The following is a 15,393-nucleotide window of genomic DNA, read 5'->3' as shown; positions in this document are numbered from 1 at the left end:
CGGCTTAATTAATTACCCTCTGGGGAGGAGTGCACTATGCACCAAGTACCATTATTCATCAACGGCGAATTCATTCAATCAACATCAGATCAACTTATTGATGTTATTAACCCTGCAAATCAAGAAGTATTAGCGCATGTACCATGTGCTACTGATGCAGAAATGGATGCTGCGATTGAGTCAGCAAAAGAAACATTTAAAACATGGAAAGACGTGCCGATAACTGAGCGTGCTCGCATTATGATGAAATATGCAGCATTGCTTAAAGAGCATCACGATGAGCTTGCTACTATTATCTGCCATGAGCTCGGTAAAACATTCGAAGATGCTAAAGGTGATGTTTGGCGTGGTATTGAAGTGGTTGAACAAGCAGCAAACGCGCCATCTTTAATGATGGGCGAAACCATGGAAAACGTTGCCCGTAAAATTGATACTTACTCGTATATGCAGCCATTAGGTGTATGTGCAGGCATTACGCCATTTAACTTTCCGGCGATGATCCCATTATGGATGTTCCCACTTGCAATCGTATGCGGTAATACGTTTATTTTGAAGCCATCAGAACAAGATCCGCTTACACCAATGCGTTTAGCTGAATTATTCGTTGAAGCAGGTGCACCAAAAGGAGTACTTCAGGTTGTTCATGGCACAAAACCTCAAGTGGATCGTTTACTAGAAGATGCTGCCGTACGTGCAATTTCATTTGTTGGTTCATGTGGTGTTGGCGAGTATATCTACTCAAAGGGAACTGCAAATCTTAAACGTGTTCAAGCGTGTGTAGGTGCTAAAAATCATATGGTTATTATGCCTGATGCTAGTCGCTCACATGTTGTTAATAACCTTGTTGGTGCCTCTGTTGGTGCAGCTGGTCAACGTTGTATGGGAATTTCTGTTGCAGTATTTGTTGGTCAGGCCAAAGATTGGGTTGAAGATATTAAAGCAGGCTTTGCAAATGTTCGACCTGGCGCTTGGGACGATAAAGACGCCGCATACGGACCGCAAACATCTGCAGCGGCGAAAGCACGTATTTTATCATTGATCCAAAGTGGTAAAGATCAAGGCGCTACATGCTTAATTGATGGCTCTGACTTTACAGTTGAGGGTTACGAAAAAGGGAACTGGGTTGGTCCAACACTATTTAGTGATGTAACAACAGAAATGGATCTTTATAACGAAGAAATTTTTGGCCCGGTTCTGGCGTGCATGTTTGTTGACACCCTTGATGAGGCTATCGAACTAATTAACAACTCTCCATATGGTAACGGTACATCACTGTTTACATCAAGTGGCGCCGTAGCGCGTAAATTCCAACATGAGATTGAAGTAGGTCAAGTGGGTATTAATGTGCCTATTCCTGTTCCACTGCCTTTCTTTTCATTTACTGGTTGGAAAGGGTCTTTCTACGGTGATACTCATACTTATGGTAAGCAGGGCATTCGTTTTTATACAGAAACTAAAACAATTACGTCTCGTTGGTTTGAAGATGACATTGCTTCAGGTCCAAACATGAGTATTAATCTTAAATAATAAAAATAGGGGCGCAAAGGATACTTCACACACAATGATGCCTTTGTAGCCCTTTTATCTATTTTGACAACATATAAATATAAAGAGGTCTTCCATGGACTTTAATTTAACAGAAGATCAGCAAGCATTTGCTGAAACAGCGCGTCAATTTGCACAGTCTGAGCTTGCGCCTAATGCAGCCAAATGGGACCGAGAGCATATATTCCCAAAAGATACTATTAAAGCAGCAGGTGAGCTGGGTTTTTGTGGTTTATATACACCAGAGGAAGCCGGTGGTTTAGGTTTATCTCGATTAGACTCAAGCATTATATTTGAACAACTCGCAATGGGTTGCACCGCAACTACCGCGATGCTAACTATTCATAATATGGCGACTTGGATGATTGCCAGCTTTGGCACCGAGCAAATTAAAAACCAGTACTGTGACCAGCTAGTTATGGGTGAGTTATTAGCTTCGTATTGTTTAACTGAACCAGGTTCAGGTTCGGATGCTGCCTCTTTAAAAACTAAAGCAGTAAAACAGGGCGATGAATACGTTATAAATGGCTCAAAAATGTTTATTTCTGGCGCAGGCGAGACTGAAGTGCTTGTCGTTATGGCACGCACAGGTGATGAAGGTGCAGCAGGTATTTCTGCATTCGTAGTACCGGCAGATGCAAAAGGAATAGAATACGGTAAAGCTGAAGAAAAAATGGGCTGGAATGCACAACCTACACGCTTGATTAGTTTTGAAGACGTACGTATACCCGCTGATAACTTACTAGGTGCTGAAGGCGAAGGCTTTAAGTTCGCAATGCAGGGTCTTGATGGTGGACGTATCAATATTGCTACCTGTTCAATTGGTACAGCTCAAGCAGCACTTGAAACAGCACGCGAATATTTAAAAGAGCGTGAACAGTTTGGTAAGCCATTAGCTGCATTCCAAGCACTGCAATTTAAGATTGCAGATATGAACACTGAACTTGTTGCAGCGCGTCAAATGGTTCGTTTAGCAGCATTTAAGCTTGATACTGGGGATAGTGAAAAAACAACGTATTGCGCAATGGCTAAACGGTTTGCGACAGATGTGGGCTTTACTGTGTGTAATGAAGCACTGCAAATACATGGTGGTTACGGTTACATTAAAGAATACCCGCTAGAGCGCCATGTTCGAGATGTACGCGTTCACCAAATTTTAGAAGGCACGAATGAGATTATGCGGGTGATCATTGCTCGTCGTATTTTAGCACAATCAGCAGCTGATATTTTATAAGGAGCACATCATGTCAAACCCAAGTATTGATTTAACCATTGAAGGTCACGTAGCAATTTTAACGATGTCTAACCCGCCAGCAAATACCTGGACTCAAGACACATTAATCGCTTTGAAAAATACGATAAATGAGCTTAATGATAATAAAAATATCTATTCTTTGGTGATCACAGGGGAAGGTGAGAAATTTTTTAGCGCCGGTGCTGATTTAAATGTTTTCGCGGATGGCGATAAAGGTGTTGCTGCAACAATGTCAAAAGTATTTGGTGATGCATTTGAAGCATTATCTGACTTTCGAGGCGTATCTATTGCGGCGATTAATGGTTATGCCATGGGTGGTGGACTTGAAGTAGCTTTAGCATGCGATATTCGTATTGCTGAGGAACAAGCTCAAATGGCGCTACCTGAGGCAAAAGTTGGTTTATTACCTTGTGCAGGTGGAACACAGAATCTATCGTGGTTAGTCGGAGAAGGCTGGGCCAAGCGAATGATTTTATGTGGTGAGCGCCTTAAAGCAGACAAAGCATTACAAATTGGGCTAGTAGAAGAAGTAGTACCACAAGGCGAAAGCTTTGCGAGTGCTTTAAAACTTGCAAACCAAGTGGCTGATCAAAGCCCTGTAGCTGTAAGCGCTTGTAAGTTACTCATTCAAAAAGGCCGTACTCAACCTATGGCACATGCTCTTCCTCTAGAGCGTGAACTGTTTGTTAGCCTATTTGATACAGAAGATCAGCGTGAAGGGGTTAACGCCTTCTTAGAAAAACGAAAAGCAAATTGGGTGAATGGCTAATGGTTGATTTAGTGCAACTTAATAACCAAGACTCGCCAGTGCTGTTTGAAACAGCGACTGCTACGAATGGTTCTTTAATTGGCATTGCTACGCTTAATTCTCCTAAATCATTAAATGCCCTTAATTTTGACATGATCAAGCTGTTAGAACCGCAGTTAAAAGCGTGGGCAGATGATGATGATATCGCTATGGTGATGCTTAAAGGCGCAGGCGATAAAGCATTTTGTGCAGGTGGAGATGTAGTAAGCCTACATACCGCTATGAGTTCAAATGAGCCTAATAGTTTAATTGAAAGTTTTTTTACCCAAGAGTACCAACTCGATTACCTTATACATTGCTATGAAAAGCCGTTTTTAGTGTGGGGTAACGGTATTGTTATGGGTGGTGGCTTAGGCTTGATGGCAGGTGCTAGTCACCGTGTTGTTACTGAGACATCACGTATTGCCATGCCCGAATTAACGATTGGATTATACCCTGATGTTGGTGGCAGTTACTTTTTACATAGAATGCCAGAACATGTTGGGTTATTTTTAGGCTTAACAGCGGCTTCAATTAACTGTGAAGATGCAATGTTTGTCTCGTTAGCTGATCATTTCGTTCATAGCGAAAAATATGACTTATTACTTGAACAATTAGTTACCACTAAGTGGGGCAAAACGGCGTCATTAAATCATGAAAAATTAACAGGCTTATTAAACGAGCTCGACCAACTATCAGGACGTTTACCTAAAGGGAATGTTAAAGCTAATTTATCAGTAATTCAAAAACTTGGCGATTTCACCTCATTAAAAGAGAAAGTTGATTATATCTTAAATCTTGAAACTGAGGATAAATGGCTAACCCGTGCGCAAAAAGCTTTAAAGCATGGTTGTCCTTTAAGCTGTGAGTTAGTAGCACGTCAACTTGAAAATTCAAAAGGTAAAAGCCTAGGCGAGTGTTTTCAGATGGAGTTAGACATGTCAGTTCGCTGTGGTGAAGTAGGTGAGTTTCAAGAAGGCATTCGAGCGTTACTCATTGATAAGGATGGAAACCCTAATTGGCAGTATAAAGCAATTGAGCAAATCCCAAGTGATATTATTGATAGCTTTTTTAACTCTCGCTGGGATGAGAAATCTCATCCATTAAAACAACTTACACAAGGATAATGTTATGTCTCTTTCAATTGGCTTTATTGGCTTAGGTAATATGGGCGGCCCTATGGCGGCTAACCTTATCAAAGCAGGACATGCTGTTAAGGTGTTTGATTTGAGTGCGCCAGCAGTAAGTCACCTTGTTGAGCAAGGTGCTACAGCGGCAACAGATGCAAAACATTGTGCAACAGATGTTGATGTACTGATAAGTATGCTTCCTGCCAGCAAACACGTTAAATCACTTTACCTAGGTGAAACTGGTTTAATTAATATTTTAGCTAAAAAAACACTAATCATTGATTGCTCAACAATTGATGCAGCATCAGCTAGAGAGGTCGGTGCAGAGCTTGCAGAGCAAGGTATCGCTTTTGTTGATGCCCCCGTCTCTGGTGGTGTTGCTGGCGCCACTGCTGGTACTCTTACCTTTATAGTGGGCGGCGCTGTGGCACATTTTGACAAGGCGCAACCAGTCCTTAGTGACATGGGGAAAAATATTTTTCATGCGGGTGATATAGGCGCAGGTCAAGTCGCTAAAATATGCAATAACATGTTATTAAGTATTTTGATGGCTGGTACTAGCGAAGCGATTCAAATGGGTATAAATAATGGTTTAGATGCTAAAGTATTAAGCGACATTATGACAGCAAGTTCAGGACGAAATTGGACACTTGAACTGTACAACCCATGTCCAGGTGTTATGGATACAGCCCCTGCAAGTAAAGATTACAAGCCTGGCTTTATGGTCGACTTGATGGCTAAAGATTTGGGCCTTGCAATGGAAGCCGCCCAGCAAAGTAACTCATCAACCCCTATGGGTTCTATGGCTAAAAACTTGTATACCATGTTGCAACATCAAGGTGCTGGTAGCGAAGATTTTAGTGCCATTTTTAAACTATTCTCAAAGGAGTAACCGGTGGAAATTAAAAATAATACGGTTGTTATTACTGGCGGTGCCCAAGGCTTAGGCTTTGCTATGGCGCATAAGCTTGCTGGATTAGGTGCTAATATAGCGCTGATTGATATGCAACAAGAACTATTAGATGCTGCAGTTAAAGAGCTAAGTAACTATGGTGTTACCGTAAAGGGCTATGTTACAAACGTTACTAACGAAGAAGAAGTTGAGACTACCTTTAATACGATAAACACTGATTTTGGTCAAATTGGTGTACTTATTAATAATGCCGGTATTTTGCGTGATGGTATGTTCATAAAAGCGAAAGAAGGTAAAGTCGTTGCCAAAATGGCACTTGAGCAATTTAAATCAGTGATTGATGTAAATTTAACAGGTGTCTTTTTAGCTGGACGCGAAGCTGCATCACACATGGTTGAGTCTGGAAAAGGTGGAGTGATCATTAATATGTCCAGTGTTGCCCGTGCGGGTAATATTGGACAAACAAACTATGCTGCATCAAAAGCTGGTGTTGTCGCAATGACAACAGGGTGGGCAAAAGAGCTGGGTCGATTTGGTATTCGAGTAGGTGCTATAGCCCCTGGTGTAATACGCACAAATATGACAGATGCAATGAAGCCAGAAGCTAAACAGCGTATGTTAGCTGTTACACCCGTAGGGCGCTTTGGTGAGGCTGATGAGATTGCACACACTGCTCAGTATATTATTGAGAACGATTTCTTTACCGGTCGAGTTGTAGAAATTGATGGGGGCATTCGCCTTTAAATCAATATGTTAAAATATGGGTGTTTCATCTTATTAGGAACACCCAATTTATTTTAAAACACATATTTAACGACTCAGTTTATTGCTAACTCCCTAAACACCTTCTATTATTAAACTTCTTGTACGAGTATTGATTACGTTTTCTGTATATAGGGGCTCAACCTTAATGATAGTAATAACAGAACAAGTGTTATCAGATATAAACAGAAACTTTATCATCCCGCCTAAACCGCAAATTCTAAGTGACTTGCAAGATCTAGCATCAAAAGAAGATCCTGCTTTATTTGAAGCTGCAGATGTTATTGTTAAAGATTTAGCTATATCCGCAGCTATATTAAAAATAATTAACTCTCCAGCTTATGGGTTATCTAGAACCGTCTCAGATATAAAACAAGCCGTTATGTTTCTTGGTTGGGATGGAGTGAACTCGCTAGTACAAGGGCTAAAGTTGAAGCAAATGTTTTCAACAGATAATAGCTGTATTAGCCTTGAGCGCTTTTGGGATACCTCAACAGAGATAGCTCATGTGAACATGATAATTGGGCAACGTTTTAAAAGTCAGGTTTCACTTGAAACGTTATACACGTTAGGGCTTTTTCATGATTGCGGTGTGCCACCAATGGCTATCAAATATGATAACTATGTAAAAGCACTTCATCATGCAGATAGGACAAATAAAGAAACCATTATTGAAATTGAAGAACGCATGTTTAAAACCAATCATGCAGTCATAGGTTATTATTTTGCTAATAGCTGGCATTTACCAAAAGATATTTGTGATGTCATTTTAATTCATCACGATGTAACAATGCTGGAAAAAATAACAGATACTAAAGAGCAATTAAGCTTAGCTATTTTAAAAATGGCTGAAAACATTGTTAATATTGTCAAACGTGGAAGCCCGTTACCTTACTGGCATATTATTGAAGGCAATGTGTTGGACATCCTACATTTAACCGAAGATGACAAACTTGATTTACAAGAAGATGTGATCGACTTCTTAAATGAAAACTCATCTTAACGGTGTTTGCATCACCTCCTTGTGAATTTTCTCGCATTTATTAATCTACATTTCTCGCATTTATTAATCTACATAATAACCCTCTAATTCTTTAATTTAACATGACTTCTTGAAAACTATGTTAAATCAAAGAATAATCAATCTTATCTACGTTTCAATCATGAGTTAGGCAGTGAAAGCCAAAGAAATAAGAAATTTTTATATCAACGAAGAGCAATCTGTTTATTTGCTATCGCACCATGATGCGAAAAAGCATCGCCAATGGTTAACAATATGTATAAAAAAGCTTACTAATCTTGGCTACACAAATGTTGAAATGATTGGCTCTGGTGCATTTGGGTTTGTTTTTGCGGGCCTTGATGAAAAACAAGAACCCTGGGTTTTTAAGTTTTCACGAATAACATTATCGCAGAGTGTAAGGGATAGGCTTGAAGATGAAGCATACATGCTTTCTCAAGTTGATAACCCACTTGTCCCCAAGTTTTATGGCTTTGAACGTATAAAAAAGCAGGGCATTTTAATGATGTCACGTGCACTAGGTGAAGACCTTGAAAAGGTATCATTAAAAAAAGGACGATTTAATGCTGCTTCGATTACCCGCCTGGCGTTAAAGTTACGCAATGTATTAATTGATTTAAGACGTCAGCAAAATGGTATAAACCCGCAGCCTATTGTTCACGGAGATATTAAACCGTCTAACCTTGTTTGGGATGAAGCGACAGATGCTCTATCACTGGTTGATTGGGGGAGCTCTGTGTATGCGCAAGTCGATAGTTATGGTGACCCAGTAACAAGTAACTTTATGGACCTTATGTCTGGTGATCTAAGTACTACCAATGCACGCATGGGAGATGTGTATTTTATTGGTGATGCGCAAATGTCTGGAGAAAAGTCATCCCCGAGATTCGATGAGCAAGGAGTTGCCTCAACGCTTTATGCACTAGCCTCTGCCCAATCATGTCGTTTTGGCGCGCAAGTTATTCCTGCGAGCTCTTTAGGTTTACCAAAGGAGTTGGCTAAGGTAATTGATGGCATGTTGTCAAAACACAAAAATAGTCGAGATAAAGCGGGAGATTACTTTATAAGAAACATGCCCTTAATTGCCAACGCTTTTTTGCCAGATATCAATATTCATGGCGAGCAAAAAACATCAATTCCTTTTTGGTTTAGCAAAAATGATGAATCACCAGATACTGTTGTTTATAGCTCTCGTAAACAGTTTTTGCGTCAAGCTGATCATAAACAACAACTATTAGATATAAACGATGCACAACTTGATAGATATTATAAAGAGTTTTTATTTGATACCGGCGACACAGAAAAAGCATTTTTAGCTTCTATTAGCCGTTTGGCTAAATACCCGGTAGTAGGGGGCTTAAGTTTTCATTGGAAAGAGGAATCTGTATACATTGAATCTTCACTGATAATGCATGATAAGTCATTGGGAGTTGCTTTTACTCAAGCTGTTAATAATACCGTGATGCTTGCTCAAGGAATTAAGCAAAAAGGGTTATTTAAATGTTGTTTATTTGATGCTAGAAAAACCATCCAGTTAGAGCGTGATGGCACGGGTGCTTTTAAGTTTGAACATTTACCAGAATTAGATTACGAGGTAATGGACATTAAAAATGTTGAAGTAACTCGACCACACTCCTATTTTGAAGACGGAAAAGACCCAGACGAGCAATTGCAACTACCTAAAAAAGTGATCAAGTGCGTTTTTGAGCTGAACCAAATCCACCATACTGGCTGTATTATTTTTGAAGCTCTACCAGATAGAATGAAAATTCACCATTACTACCGCCTGTTAGATGCCAGTAAAGAAATTGAATTTAAACGTTTACTCAATAAACTGATGCAATATGCGGTTAGCATTACAGATGTAGGCGTTGCAGGGTTTATGAAATTACCCTATAAAAACACCCGTGAATTTGGTTTATGCGATAAACAGCCCGATTTTTTCTTTCCTAAAGATCCAAAACGCTTTGAGAACCAAAGTTTATCTTAAATTGTACATTTAAATTAGTTAAAATTAATCCATTCATGCAAAGGAGCAAGTATGGCAAAAGTGAAACCAATTACTTCAATTCAAAGCTTTGGCATTTACACTCAGTGGGACTCATCCTCCAAAGATTTGCCACAGATACAGTCGTTCACAACGAAAGTGCCTGCTAAGCTAGATATCGAATTTGGCTTTATCGTGAATTTTAAAAAGGCAAAAGGGGAAAAGCTTCGTTATTGTATTTACCACCCAGAAATCCCAGATGCTGAAGGGGTAGCCATGCCGCCATTTGAGGGTATTGAATACGTCAAAGATAATGATTGGGACTTTTACTTAGGTGATACGCTGTGGGAGCCAATCAATAATAAAACAGGCGATTGGCGTATGACCATAGAGCTTAACGGTAAAATAATTGCGGATAAAACATTTGCTGTGTTTGAAGAAGAAGCTATGTCAGAGATTGAATTTTGGCAAAAGCGTGGGTATTAATAATTTAAAAGTTTCTACCAAGAGGTTAGCTAGAGTGAATCAATTGGGTGTGGAATGACTTTTCAGTAAATAAATAGCCTTCTGGCGTGTTTGCAATATTAAATACAGCTGGTGGCTTTTCGACAACTCTTTAATGTAAGTATTTAATATAACTTCGATAAAAAAGCTGACAGTGTCAGCTTAATTATTAAAATATTTTTAGCAGCTAGCAGCTAGCAGCTAGCAGCTAGCAGCTAGCTAGTTACCCCAAGGGTTACTGGCATTTGAGCGCTGCTTGCGGGTACGGGCACGATCTTTCGCTTCTTTCTTCGCTTGAATACGCTTTGCATCACTGAAGCTTAATTCACATGGTTCACCTGGTTTATGATCCTCAGGAATAACACGATCACGGGGAGGGAGTTCATATTGAACATCATCAGGCTTAGGTAAATTCTTTAAACGATAGAGGTAAAAGTTTTCTACCTTGTCTTGCGCCCATTGAGTTTTACGTAAAAATTTTACCGCAGACTTAAGGTCTGGATTATTTTTAAAGCAATTTAGTTGTAAGTAAGCATGTAATAATTCCCAGCCGTATTGATCAACTAATTCAGATACAACCTGCTCAAGTTTAACGCCTTGCAACGGGTTATTGCCGAATAATTCTTCGTTACTCATGGTCACTCTCATTTCAATTTCTAATGTAGTAATTATAATTTTTAAATGGATAATTAGATAGTATAAATTAAGAGAGAAAGCTGCCATGTATCTAGCAGCTTTATAAAATGAGGGTAATGAGTTAAGGTTTTTGGCAATTAACTACTATACGGCCCCTTACATTGCCTGCCATTAGCTCATCAGCAGATTTGATCACCTCATTTAAGCTTATTTCATTGCTAATGGTGTTCAGGTATTCTGTACTGACTAAAGAATTGAGCCTATCCCATGCTTCTATTCGGTCAGCTTTAGGGCGCATAACACTGTCGATCCCAATCAGTGACACACCGCGTAAAATAAAAGGCGCTACTGATGCGGGTAAATCCATACCCTGAGCAAGGCCACACGCTGTTACAACACCACCATATTTTAAAGATGCGCAAATATTAGCGAGGGTATGACTTCCAACAGAATCAATGGCAGCTGCAAAGCGCTCTTTTGCTAAAGGCTTACCTGGGCTTGAAAACTCATCCCTATGAAGGATTTGCTTAGCCCCAAGGTTTTTCAAGTAGTGTGATTGTTCTGGGCGTCCAGTCACTGCAACAACATTAAAACCCAGCTTATTAAGTAAATAAATAGCAAAGCTACCTACGCCGCCATTAGCACCAGTAACCAAAATATCACCTGATTCTGGTGTGATACCTTGTTTTTCCAGTGCAATAACACTGAGCATTGCTGTATAACCGGCAGTGCCAATTTGCATAGTTTGCTTTGCCGTTAACCCTGCTGGCATGGGAATTAACCAATCAGCATTTAAACTGGCTTGTTGAGCAAGTCCGCCCCAATGTTTTTCACCCACACCAAAACCATTTAAAATTACGGTGTCGCCAGATTGAAACTCACTTGTTTTACAGCTGGATACTTCGCCTACAAGATCGATTCCCGGGACCATTGGGAAACTACGTACAACGGGGCCTTTGCCTGTGATTGCAAGCCCATCTTTATAATTGAGTGTACTGTACAATACATTGATGCACACATCGTTATCGGGTAACGAGCTTGCGTCTATGGAGTTAAAACTTGCCGAGTAGGGGGTGTCATCTGATTTATTGATAACAATAGCATTGAACAAATTTTCCATTACGAATCCTTTTAGACCGATCGTCTTTTAATAAGTAAAAAAAAGCGCTACCTAAGGAGCGCACGTAAAAACATTTCTGTATAAAGCATTAATGGTTGTGAGTTTTTAACCAGTTTAGCCCGCATAACTGCACCTTCCCAGCCAACCCAAAAAAATTCACTCATTTGAGCAGCATCAATTTGCTTGCTTACTAACTTTTGATCTTGTGCACCTTCAATACACTGCTGTACTTGTAGTTGCCACTGCTGATAGCTAAGTAATAGCTTAGTTTTAAATTCTTCAGATAAATGATTGAGCTCTTGGTTTAAATTACCAATTAAACAACCTCGACTAAAGTTATACTTTTGCATACCAGCAGCAGCACTTTGAGTAAAATTTATTAACCGTTCTAAATGAGGCACATCATCTTGCTTTAAGTATCTGTTTAATTTTGCAACAAAGTAATCATTATATGCGTCAATTACAGTTAAGCCAAAATCATCCTTACTTTTAAAGTAATGATAGAAAGAGCCTTTAGGTACGCCTACCTTTTTTAAAATAGTGTCTATACCTGTGGCACTAAAGCCAAACTCGGTTAATGTTTCAAGCCCTGTAGTTATAAGTAATGCTTTAGTATCTGCATTACTGCGAACTACTTTTGGTGGACGACCACGCCTTGGTGGATTTTGCTCATTTGTTTGCATAGCTCATATTAGACCGATCGTATTTAAAAACACAAGTGTTTTGTATGTTATTTACACATTTTTTTCGAATCTTACTTTATAAAAATATAAATCCTTAATTATTAGTTGTTTGTAATAAAGTTGTCATAATTACAATTTAATGATGAACTTTAGCTGGATTTAGGTGGTCACATTTAAGGCGGGAAACTGCATGTTAGCGATTAGATAGTCGTAATTATTTTTATATAAATATTGAATGTACTTTAGTGGTTTGACCACTTTGCTTTTTTATATGTTAATTCATTTTCGCATCAGCAGCTTAGTTAAAGTCAATTTATTTAATTGCTTTTATGATTTGAATTTAACAGTTTTATTAACTATTCATTAATTGTAGATGTCATTAACACTACAAATTTATAAATATAAAAGGTGAGGATTTACCTATGAAGAGACAGAAAAGAGATCGGTTAGAAAGAGCTCATTCTCAAGGTTTTAAAGCAGGTTTGGCAGGACGTTCAAAAGATATTTGCCCTTATCAACAAGTAGACCCTAAATCGGAATGGTTGGGTGGTTGGCGTGAAGCGATAGAAAATCGTAACATGTATAAAACATAATTTTATAAACGAATTTTAAGCAAAAACGCCCTCGAATGAGGGCGTTTTTGTTGTCACAGTCTAATCAAATTAGAATGCACTAGTATCTTGAAATAAGCCTACTTTTAAATCTTTTGCTTCGTATATAACGCGGCCATCAACCTCAACAGTTCCATCAGCCATGCCCATAAACAATTTACGCTTGATTACACGCTTCATATCTAAACGGTACGTTACTTTTTTAGCTGTTGGTAAAATTTGACCTGTAAACTTTACTTCACCTACACCCAGAGCACGGCCTAAACCAGGACCACCAGACCAACCAAGGAAAAAACCAACAAGCTGCCACATTGCATCTAAGCCTAGGCAGCCTGGCATTACAGGGTCGCCCTTGAAGTGACAATCGAAAAACCACAGGCTAGGATCGATATCGAGTTCAGCAACGATTTGACCCTTGCCATGCTCGCCACCGTCATCAGTAATTGAGATGATACGGTCCATCATTAACATGTTATCACTTGGTAAGCGGCAATTGCCTTCACCGAACATTTCACCTTGACCACAAAGGATCAACTCTTCTTTTGTATAGCTATTTTTAGGTTCCATAACACTTTTTCGTCGCTTAGAAATTGCAGAGTACTTTAGCGTACACTTGTACGCCAAACAACTCTGAGCAGTTAAAAAAATAATATTTCTGCATGAAATATCACCGGTTAGGTAAAGAACATGCCAATTGTGCGATTAGAACGCGCAATTACGAGTAAAAATCATTATAATCAATTTGATTTTTTAACCATTATAAAGGAAGTTTATGATCCTTTTTGTTAACGCACTTACCGTAATTGATTTTTCTTACTTGTGTAATAAACGAGGCGCAGTTGGCGAAAGCTGGATTGTTGATTTAACGCTTCATGGCAAACTAAATGAAGAATCAATGGTACTTGATTTTGGTCTTGTGAAAAAACAAATCAAAGGCATTATTGATGAATGTATTGATCATAAATTAGCGATACCTTCACAAATAAATGGTGAAGTTGTATCTCATGGTGATTATAAAACACTTGATTGTACATTTGGGGATGGTCATCATTTAGCAATGAGTGCACCTAATCAAGCATATTGCTTAATTGACTCACCTGTTATTAATGAGCAAGCCGTAATAGACTTTTTAATTGCGACTATCATGCCGCAGTTACCAAGCAATATCGATAAAATTGAAATCGAATTAAAACCAGAGCACAGTAAAAGCTTTTTCTATCATTACAGTCATGGCCTTAAAAAGCATGATGGTAATTGTCAACGCATTATACATGGCCATCGTTCTCAGTTAGGTGTTTCTTTAGATGGCATGGCTATGCCGAGTATTCAAAAGCAGTGGGCTGACAAATGGCAAGATATATACTTAGCCACCGCTGAGGATCAAATTGATGCGGCACAATTAAAACATGTTAAAGCTAATGAGTCTGACCTCTGCTTTGCTTACAGCGCAGCGCAAGGTTACTTTGAAATGGCAATCAGTAATGACCGCTGTGATATTTTACCAGAAGATACAACGGTTGAATGCATTGCGGCATATTTAGCACAGCAAATTAAAGCTGAGTATTGTGAGTCTGATGTTAAGGTAACAGCCTATGAAGGGGTTGCTAAGGGGTCAATTTGTTATGCGTAAAATGATTATTGCGTGTGTCCTAACCTCATTAAGTGTTTTTGCACATGGCGTTGAACTCAAAGGTAATCTCACTCAAGGTGGTTTAGTTACAGGCAAACTTGATGGCGTGAAATCAGTCACATTCAATGGTGATAAGTTAAAAACCACGGCTGATGGTACATTTGTTTTTGGTTTTGGTCGCGATGCTAAGCTAAATCATCAATTAACCTGGGTAGACAAAACAGGCAAAACACATAAGCAGCAACTGCTTATCACTAAACGTGATTACGATATTGATAAAATCACCGGTGTTGCAAAAAAATATGTATCTCCACCAAAAGAAGTCAGTGAGCGTATTAGTCGTGAAGCGGTTGCAGTTAGAAATGCCCGTAAAGTTGATTCAGATTTAACGTACTTCCTAGATCCTGTTTATAAACCTGCTCAAGGTCGTATTTCAGGTGTTTATGGTAGCCAACGCTATTTCAATGGTGAGCCTCGTCGTCCTCATTTTGGTTTAGACATTGCTAATAAAACGGGCAGTCCTGTATATGCGCCAGTCAGTGGAACGGTCGTTTTTGCTAATAATGATTTATATTATTCTGGTGGGACGCTAATTATAGACCACGGACACAGTGTTACTTCAACCTATATTCATTTAAGCAAATTAGATGTGAAAGTAGGTGATGAGATAAAACGTGGTGAAAAAATTGCTGAAATAGGTGCTACTGGCCGAGTAACTGGCCCACATTTAGATTGGCGATTTAACTGGAAGGGCGAGCGCCTAGACCCAGCACTAATGATGATAGACACCTTAGCGAATAAAAAGTAGA

At 39.2% G+C, this 15,393-nt stretch carries 16 protein-coding genes; 12 read left to right on the top strand and 4 right to left on the bottom strand.

Annotated features, from left to right (window positions below):
* The first annotated feature begins 36 nt into the window (after positions 1–36).
* From ACHUE3_RS05465 to ACHUE3_RS05425, 9 genes are all read left to right on the top strand, one after another.
* A complete protein-coding gene (locus ACHUE3_RS05465; protein WP_394190952.1) occupies positions 37–1,527 on the top strand; it encodes a CoA-acylating methylmalonate-semialdehyde dehydrogenase in 1,491 nt (496 codons plus the stop codon).
* A 94-nt stretch (positions 1,528–1,621) separates the two neighbouring features.
* Entirely contained in the window at positions 1,622–2,779 is a 1,158-nt protein-coding gene (locus ACHUE3_RS05460) for an acyl-CoA dehydrogenase family protein (protein ID WP_394190950.1), read from the top strand.
* 10 nt (positions 2,780–2,789) lie between these two features.
* Positions 2,790–3,569 (top strand): enoyl-CoA hydratase, encoded by a 780-nt coding sequence (locus ACHUE3_RS05455; protein ID WP_394190948.1) that lies wholly within the window; start codon positions 2,790–2,792, stop codon positions 3,567–3,569.
* Positions 3,569–4,714, top strand: coding sequence for an enoyl-CoA hydratase/isomerase family protein (locus ACHUE3_RS05450; protein ID WP_394190946.1), 1,146 nt, complete (start codon positions 3,569–3,571; stop codon positions 4,712–4,714). Before ACHUE3_RS05455 ends, ACHUE3_RS05450 begins: the two co-directional genes overlap by 1 nt.
* A gap of 4 nt (positions 4,715–4,718) precedes the next feature.
* Positions 4,719–5,609, top strand: a complete 891-nt coding sequence (gene mmsB, locus ACHUE3_RS05445) for a 3-hydroxyisobutyrate dehydrogenase (RefSeq protein ID WP_394190944.1) — start codon at positions 4,719–4,721, stop codon at positions 5,607–5,609.
* Between the two features lie 3 nt (positions 5,610–5,612).
* A complete protein-coding gene (locus ACHUE3_RS05440) occupies positions 5,613–6,374 on the top strand; it encodes an SDR family oxidoreductase (protein ID WP_394190942.1) in 762 nt (253 codons plus the stop codon).
* A 166-nt stretch (positions 6,375–6,540) separates the two neighbouring features.
* The gene (locus ACHUE3_RS05435; RefSeq protein WP_394190940.1) at positions 6,541–7,395 is read left to right on the top strand and encodes an HDOD domain-containing protein; all 855 of its coding nucleotides are present in this window, start codon (positions 6,541–6,543) and stop codon (positions 7,393–7,395) included.
* 172 nt (positions 7,396–7,567) lie between these two features.
* On the top strand, positions 7,568–9,403 hold the full coding sequence (locus ACHUE3_RS05430) for a protein kinase domain-containing protein (RefSeq protein ID WP_394190938.1): 1,836 nt from the start codon (positions 7,568–7,570) through the stop codon (positions 9,401–9,403).
* A gap of 51 nt (positions 9,404–9,454) precedes the next feature.
* Positions 9,455–9,886 (top strand): DUF3859 domain-containing protein, encoded by a 432-nt coding sequence (locus ACHUE3_RS05425; RefSeq protein WP_394190936.1) that lies wholly within the window; start codon positions 9,455–9,457, stop codon positions 9,884–9,886.
* A gap of 237 nt (positions 9,887–10,123) precedes the next feature.
* Here the strand turns inward: ACHUE3_RS05425 and ACHUE3_RS05420 are convergent, their stop codons facing one another.
* From ACHUE3_RS05420 to acuR, 3 genes are all read right to left on the bottom strand, one after another.
* On the bottom strand, positions 10,124–10,540 hold the full coding sequence (locus tag ACHUE3_RS05420) for a VF530 family protein (protein ID WP_394190934.1): 417 nt from the start codon (positions 10,538–10,540) through the stop codon (positions 10,124–10,126).
* 121 nt (positions 10,541–10,661) lie between these two features.
* The gene (acuI, locus tag ACHUE3_RS05415; protein WP_394190932.1) at positions 10,662–11,660 is read right to left on the bottom strand and encodes an acrylyl-CoA reductase (NADPH); all 999 of its coding nucleotides are present in this window, start codon (positions 11,658–11,660) and stop codon (positions 10,662–10,664) included.
* A 47-nt stretch (positions 11,661–11,707) separates the two neighbouring features.
* Entirely contained in the window at positions 11,708–12,343 is a 636-nt protein-coding gene (gene acuR / locus ACHUE3_RS05410; protein WP_394190930.1) for an acrylate utilization transcriptional regulator AcuR, read from the bottom strand.
* 422 nt (positions 12,344–12,765) lie between these two features.
* Between acuR and rmf the strand changes: the two genes are divergently transcribed.
* A complete protein-coding gene (gene rmf / locus ACHUE3_RS05405; RefSeq protein ID WP_058558798.1) occupies positions 12,766–12,936 on the top strand; it encodes a ribosome modulation factor in 171 nt (56 codons plus the stop codon).
* Between the two features lie 69 nt (positions 12,937–13,005).
* Here the strand turns inward: rmf and fabA are convergent, their stop codons facing one another.
* Entirely contained in the window at positions 13,006–13,521 is a 516-nt protein-coding gene (fabA, locus tag ACHUE3_RS05400; RefSeq protein ID WP_099293783.1) for a bifunctional 3-hydroxydecanoyl-ACP dehydratase/trans-2-decenoyl-ACP isomerase, read from the bottom strand.
* A 205-nt stretch (positions 13,522–13,726) separates the two neighbouring features.
* On the opposite strand from fabA, the gene ACHUE3_RS05395 reads away from it, so the two are divergent.
* Both ACHUE3_RS05395 and ACHUE3_RS05390 read left to right on the top strand, forming a co-directional pair.
* Positions 13,727–14,584 carry a 6-carboxytetrahydropterin synthase gene (locus ACHUE3_RS05395; protein WP_394190928.1) on the top strand — a complete coding sequence of 286 codons (858 nt, stop codon included), beginning with the start codon at positions 13,727–13,729 and terminating at the stop codon, positions 14,582–14,584.
* Positions 14,577–15,392: a M23 family metallopeptidase gene (locus ACHUE3_RS05390; protein ID WP_394190926.1), complete on the top strand. Its 816-nt coding sequence runs from the start codon at positions 14,577–14,579 to the stop codon at positions 15,390–15,392. Before ACHUE3_RS05395 ends, ACHUE3_RS05390 begins: the two co-directional genes overlap by 8 nt.
* Position 15,393: the final 1 nt, after the last annotated feature.

This window comes from Pseudoalteromonas atlantica, from assembly GCF_043641955.1.
GTDB classification, from domain to species: Bacteria; Pseudomonadota; Gammaproteobacteria; order Enterobacterales; family Alteromonadaceae; genus Pseudoalteromonas; species Pseudoalteromonas atlantica_A.
This window is presented reverse-complemented; position numbering and strand designations above follow the sequence as displayed.

Excerpts from the sequence above, each read along its gene's own strand:
- ACHUE3_RS05465 (WP_394190952.1), top strand. The coding sequence starts at position 37 with ATGCACCAAGTACCATTATTCATCAACGGCGAATTCATTCAATCAACA.
- ACHUE3_RS05460 (WP_394190950.1), top strand. The coding sequence starts at position 1,622 with ATGGACTTTAATTTAACAGAAGATCAGCAAGCATTTGCTGAAACAGCG.
- ACHUE3_RS05455 (WP_394190948.1), top strand. The coding sequence starts at position 2,790 with ATGTCAAACCCAAGTATTGATTTAACCATTGAAGGTCACGTAGCAATT.
- ACHUE3_RS05450 (WP_394190946.1), top strand. The coding sequence starts at position 3,569 with ATGGTTGATTTAGTGCAACTTAATAACCAAGACTCGCCAGTGCTGTTT.
- mmsB (WP_394190944.1), top strand. The coding sequence starts at position 4,719 with ATGTCTCTTTCAATTGGCTTTATTGGCTTAGGTAATATGGGCGGCCCT.
- ACHUE3_RS05435 (WP_394190940.1), top strand. The coding sequence starts at position 6,541 with ATGATAGTAATAACAGAACAAGTGTTATCAGATATAAACAGAAACTTT.
- ACHUE3_RS05425 (WP_394190936.1), top strand. The coding sequence starts at position 9,455 with ATGGCAAAAGTGAAACCAATTACTTCAATTCAAAGCTTTGGCATTTAC.
- ACHUE3_RS05420 (WP_394190934.1), bottom strand. The coding sequence starts at position 10,540 with ATGAGTAACGAAGAATTATTCGGCAATAACCCGTTGCAAGGCGTTAAA.
- acuI (WP_394190932.1), bottom strand. The coding sequence starts at position 11,660 with ATGGAAAATTTGTTCAATGCTATTGTTATCAATAAATCAGATGACACC.
- acuR (WP_394190930.1), bottom strand. The coding sequence starts at position 12,343 with ATGCAAACAAATGAGCAAAATCCACCAAGGCGTGGTCGTCCACCAAAA.
- rmf (WP_058558798.1), top strand. The coding sequence starts at position 12,766 with ATGAAGAGACAGAAAAGAGATCGGTTAGAAAGAGCTCATTCTCAAGGT.
- fabA (WP_099293783.1), bottom strand. The coding sequence starts at position 13,521 with ATGGAACCTAAAAATAGCTATACAAAAGAAGAGTTGATCCTTTGTGGT.
- ACHUE3_RS05395 (WP_394190928.1), top strand. The coding sequence starts at position 13,727 with ATGATCCTTTTTGTTAACGCACTTACCGTAATTGATTTTTCTTACTTG.
- ACHUE3_RS05390 (WP_394190926.1), top strand. The coding sequence starts at position 14,577 with ATGCGTAAAATGATTATTGCGTGTGTCCTAACCTCATTAAGTGTTTTT.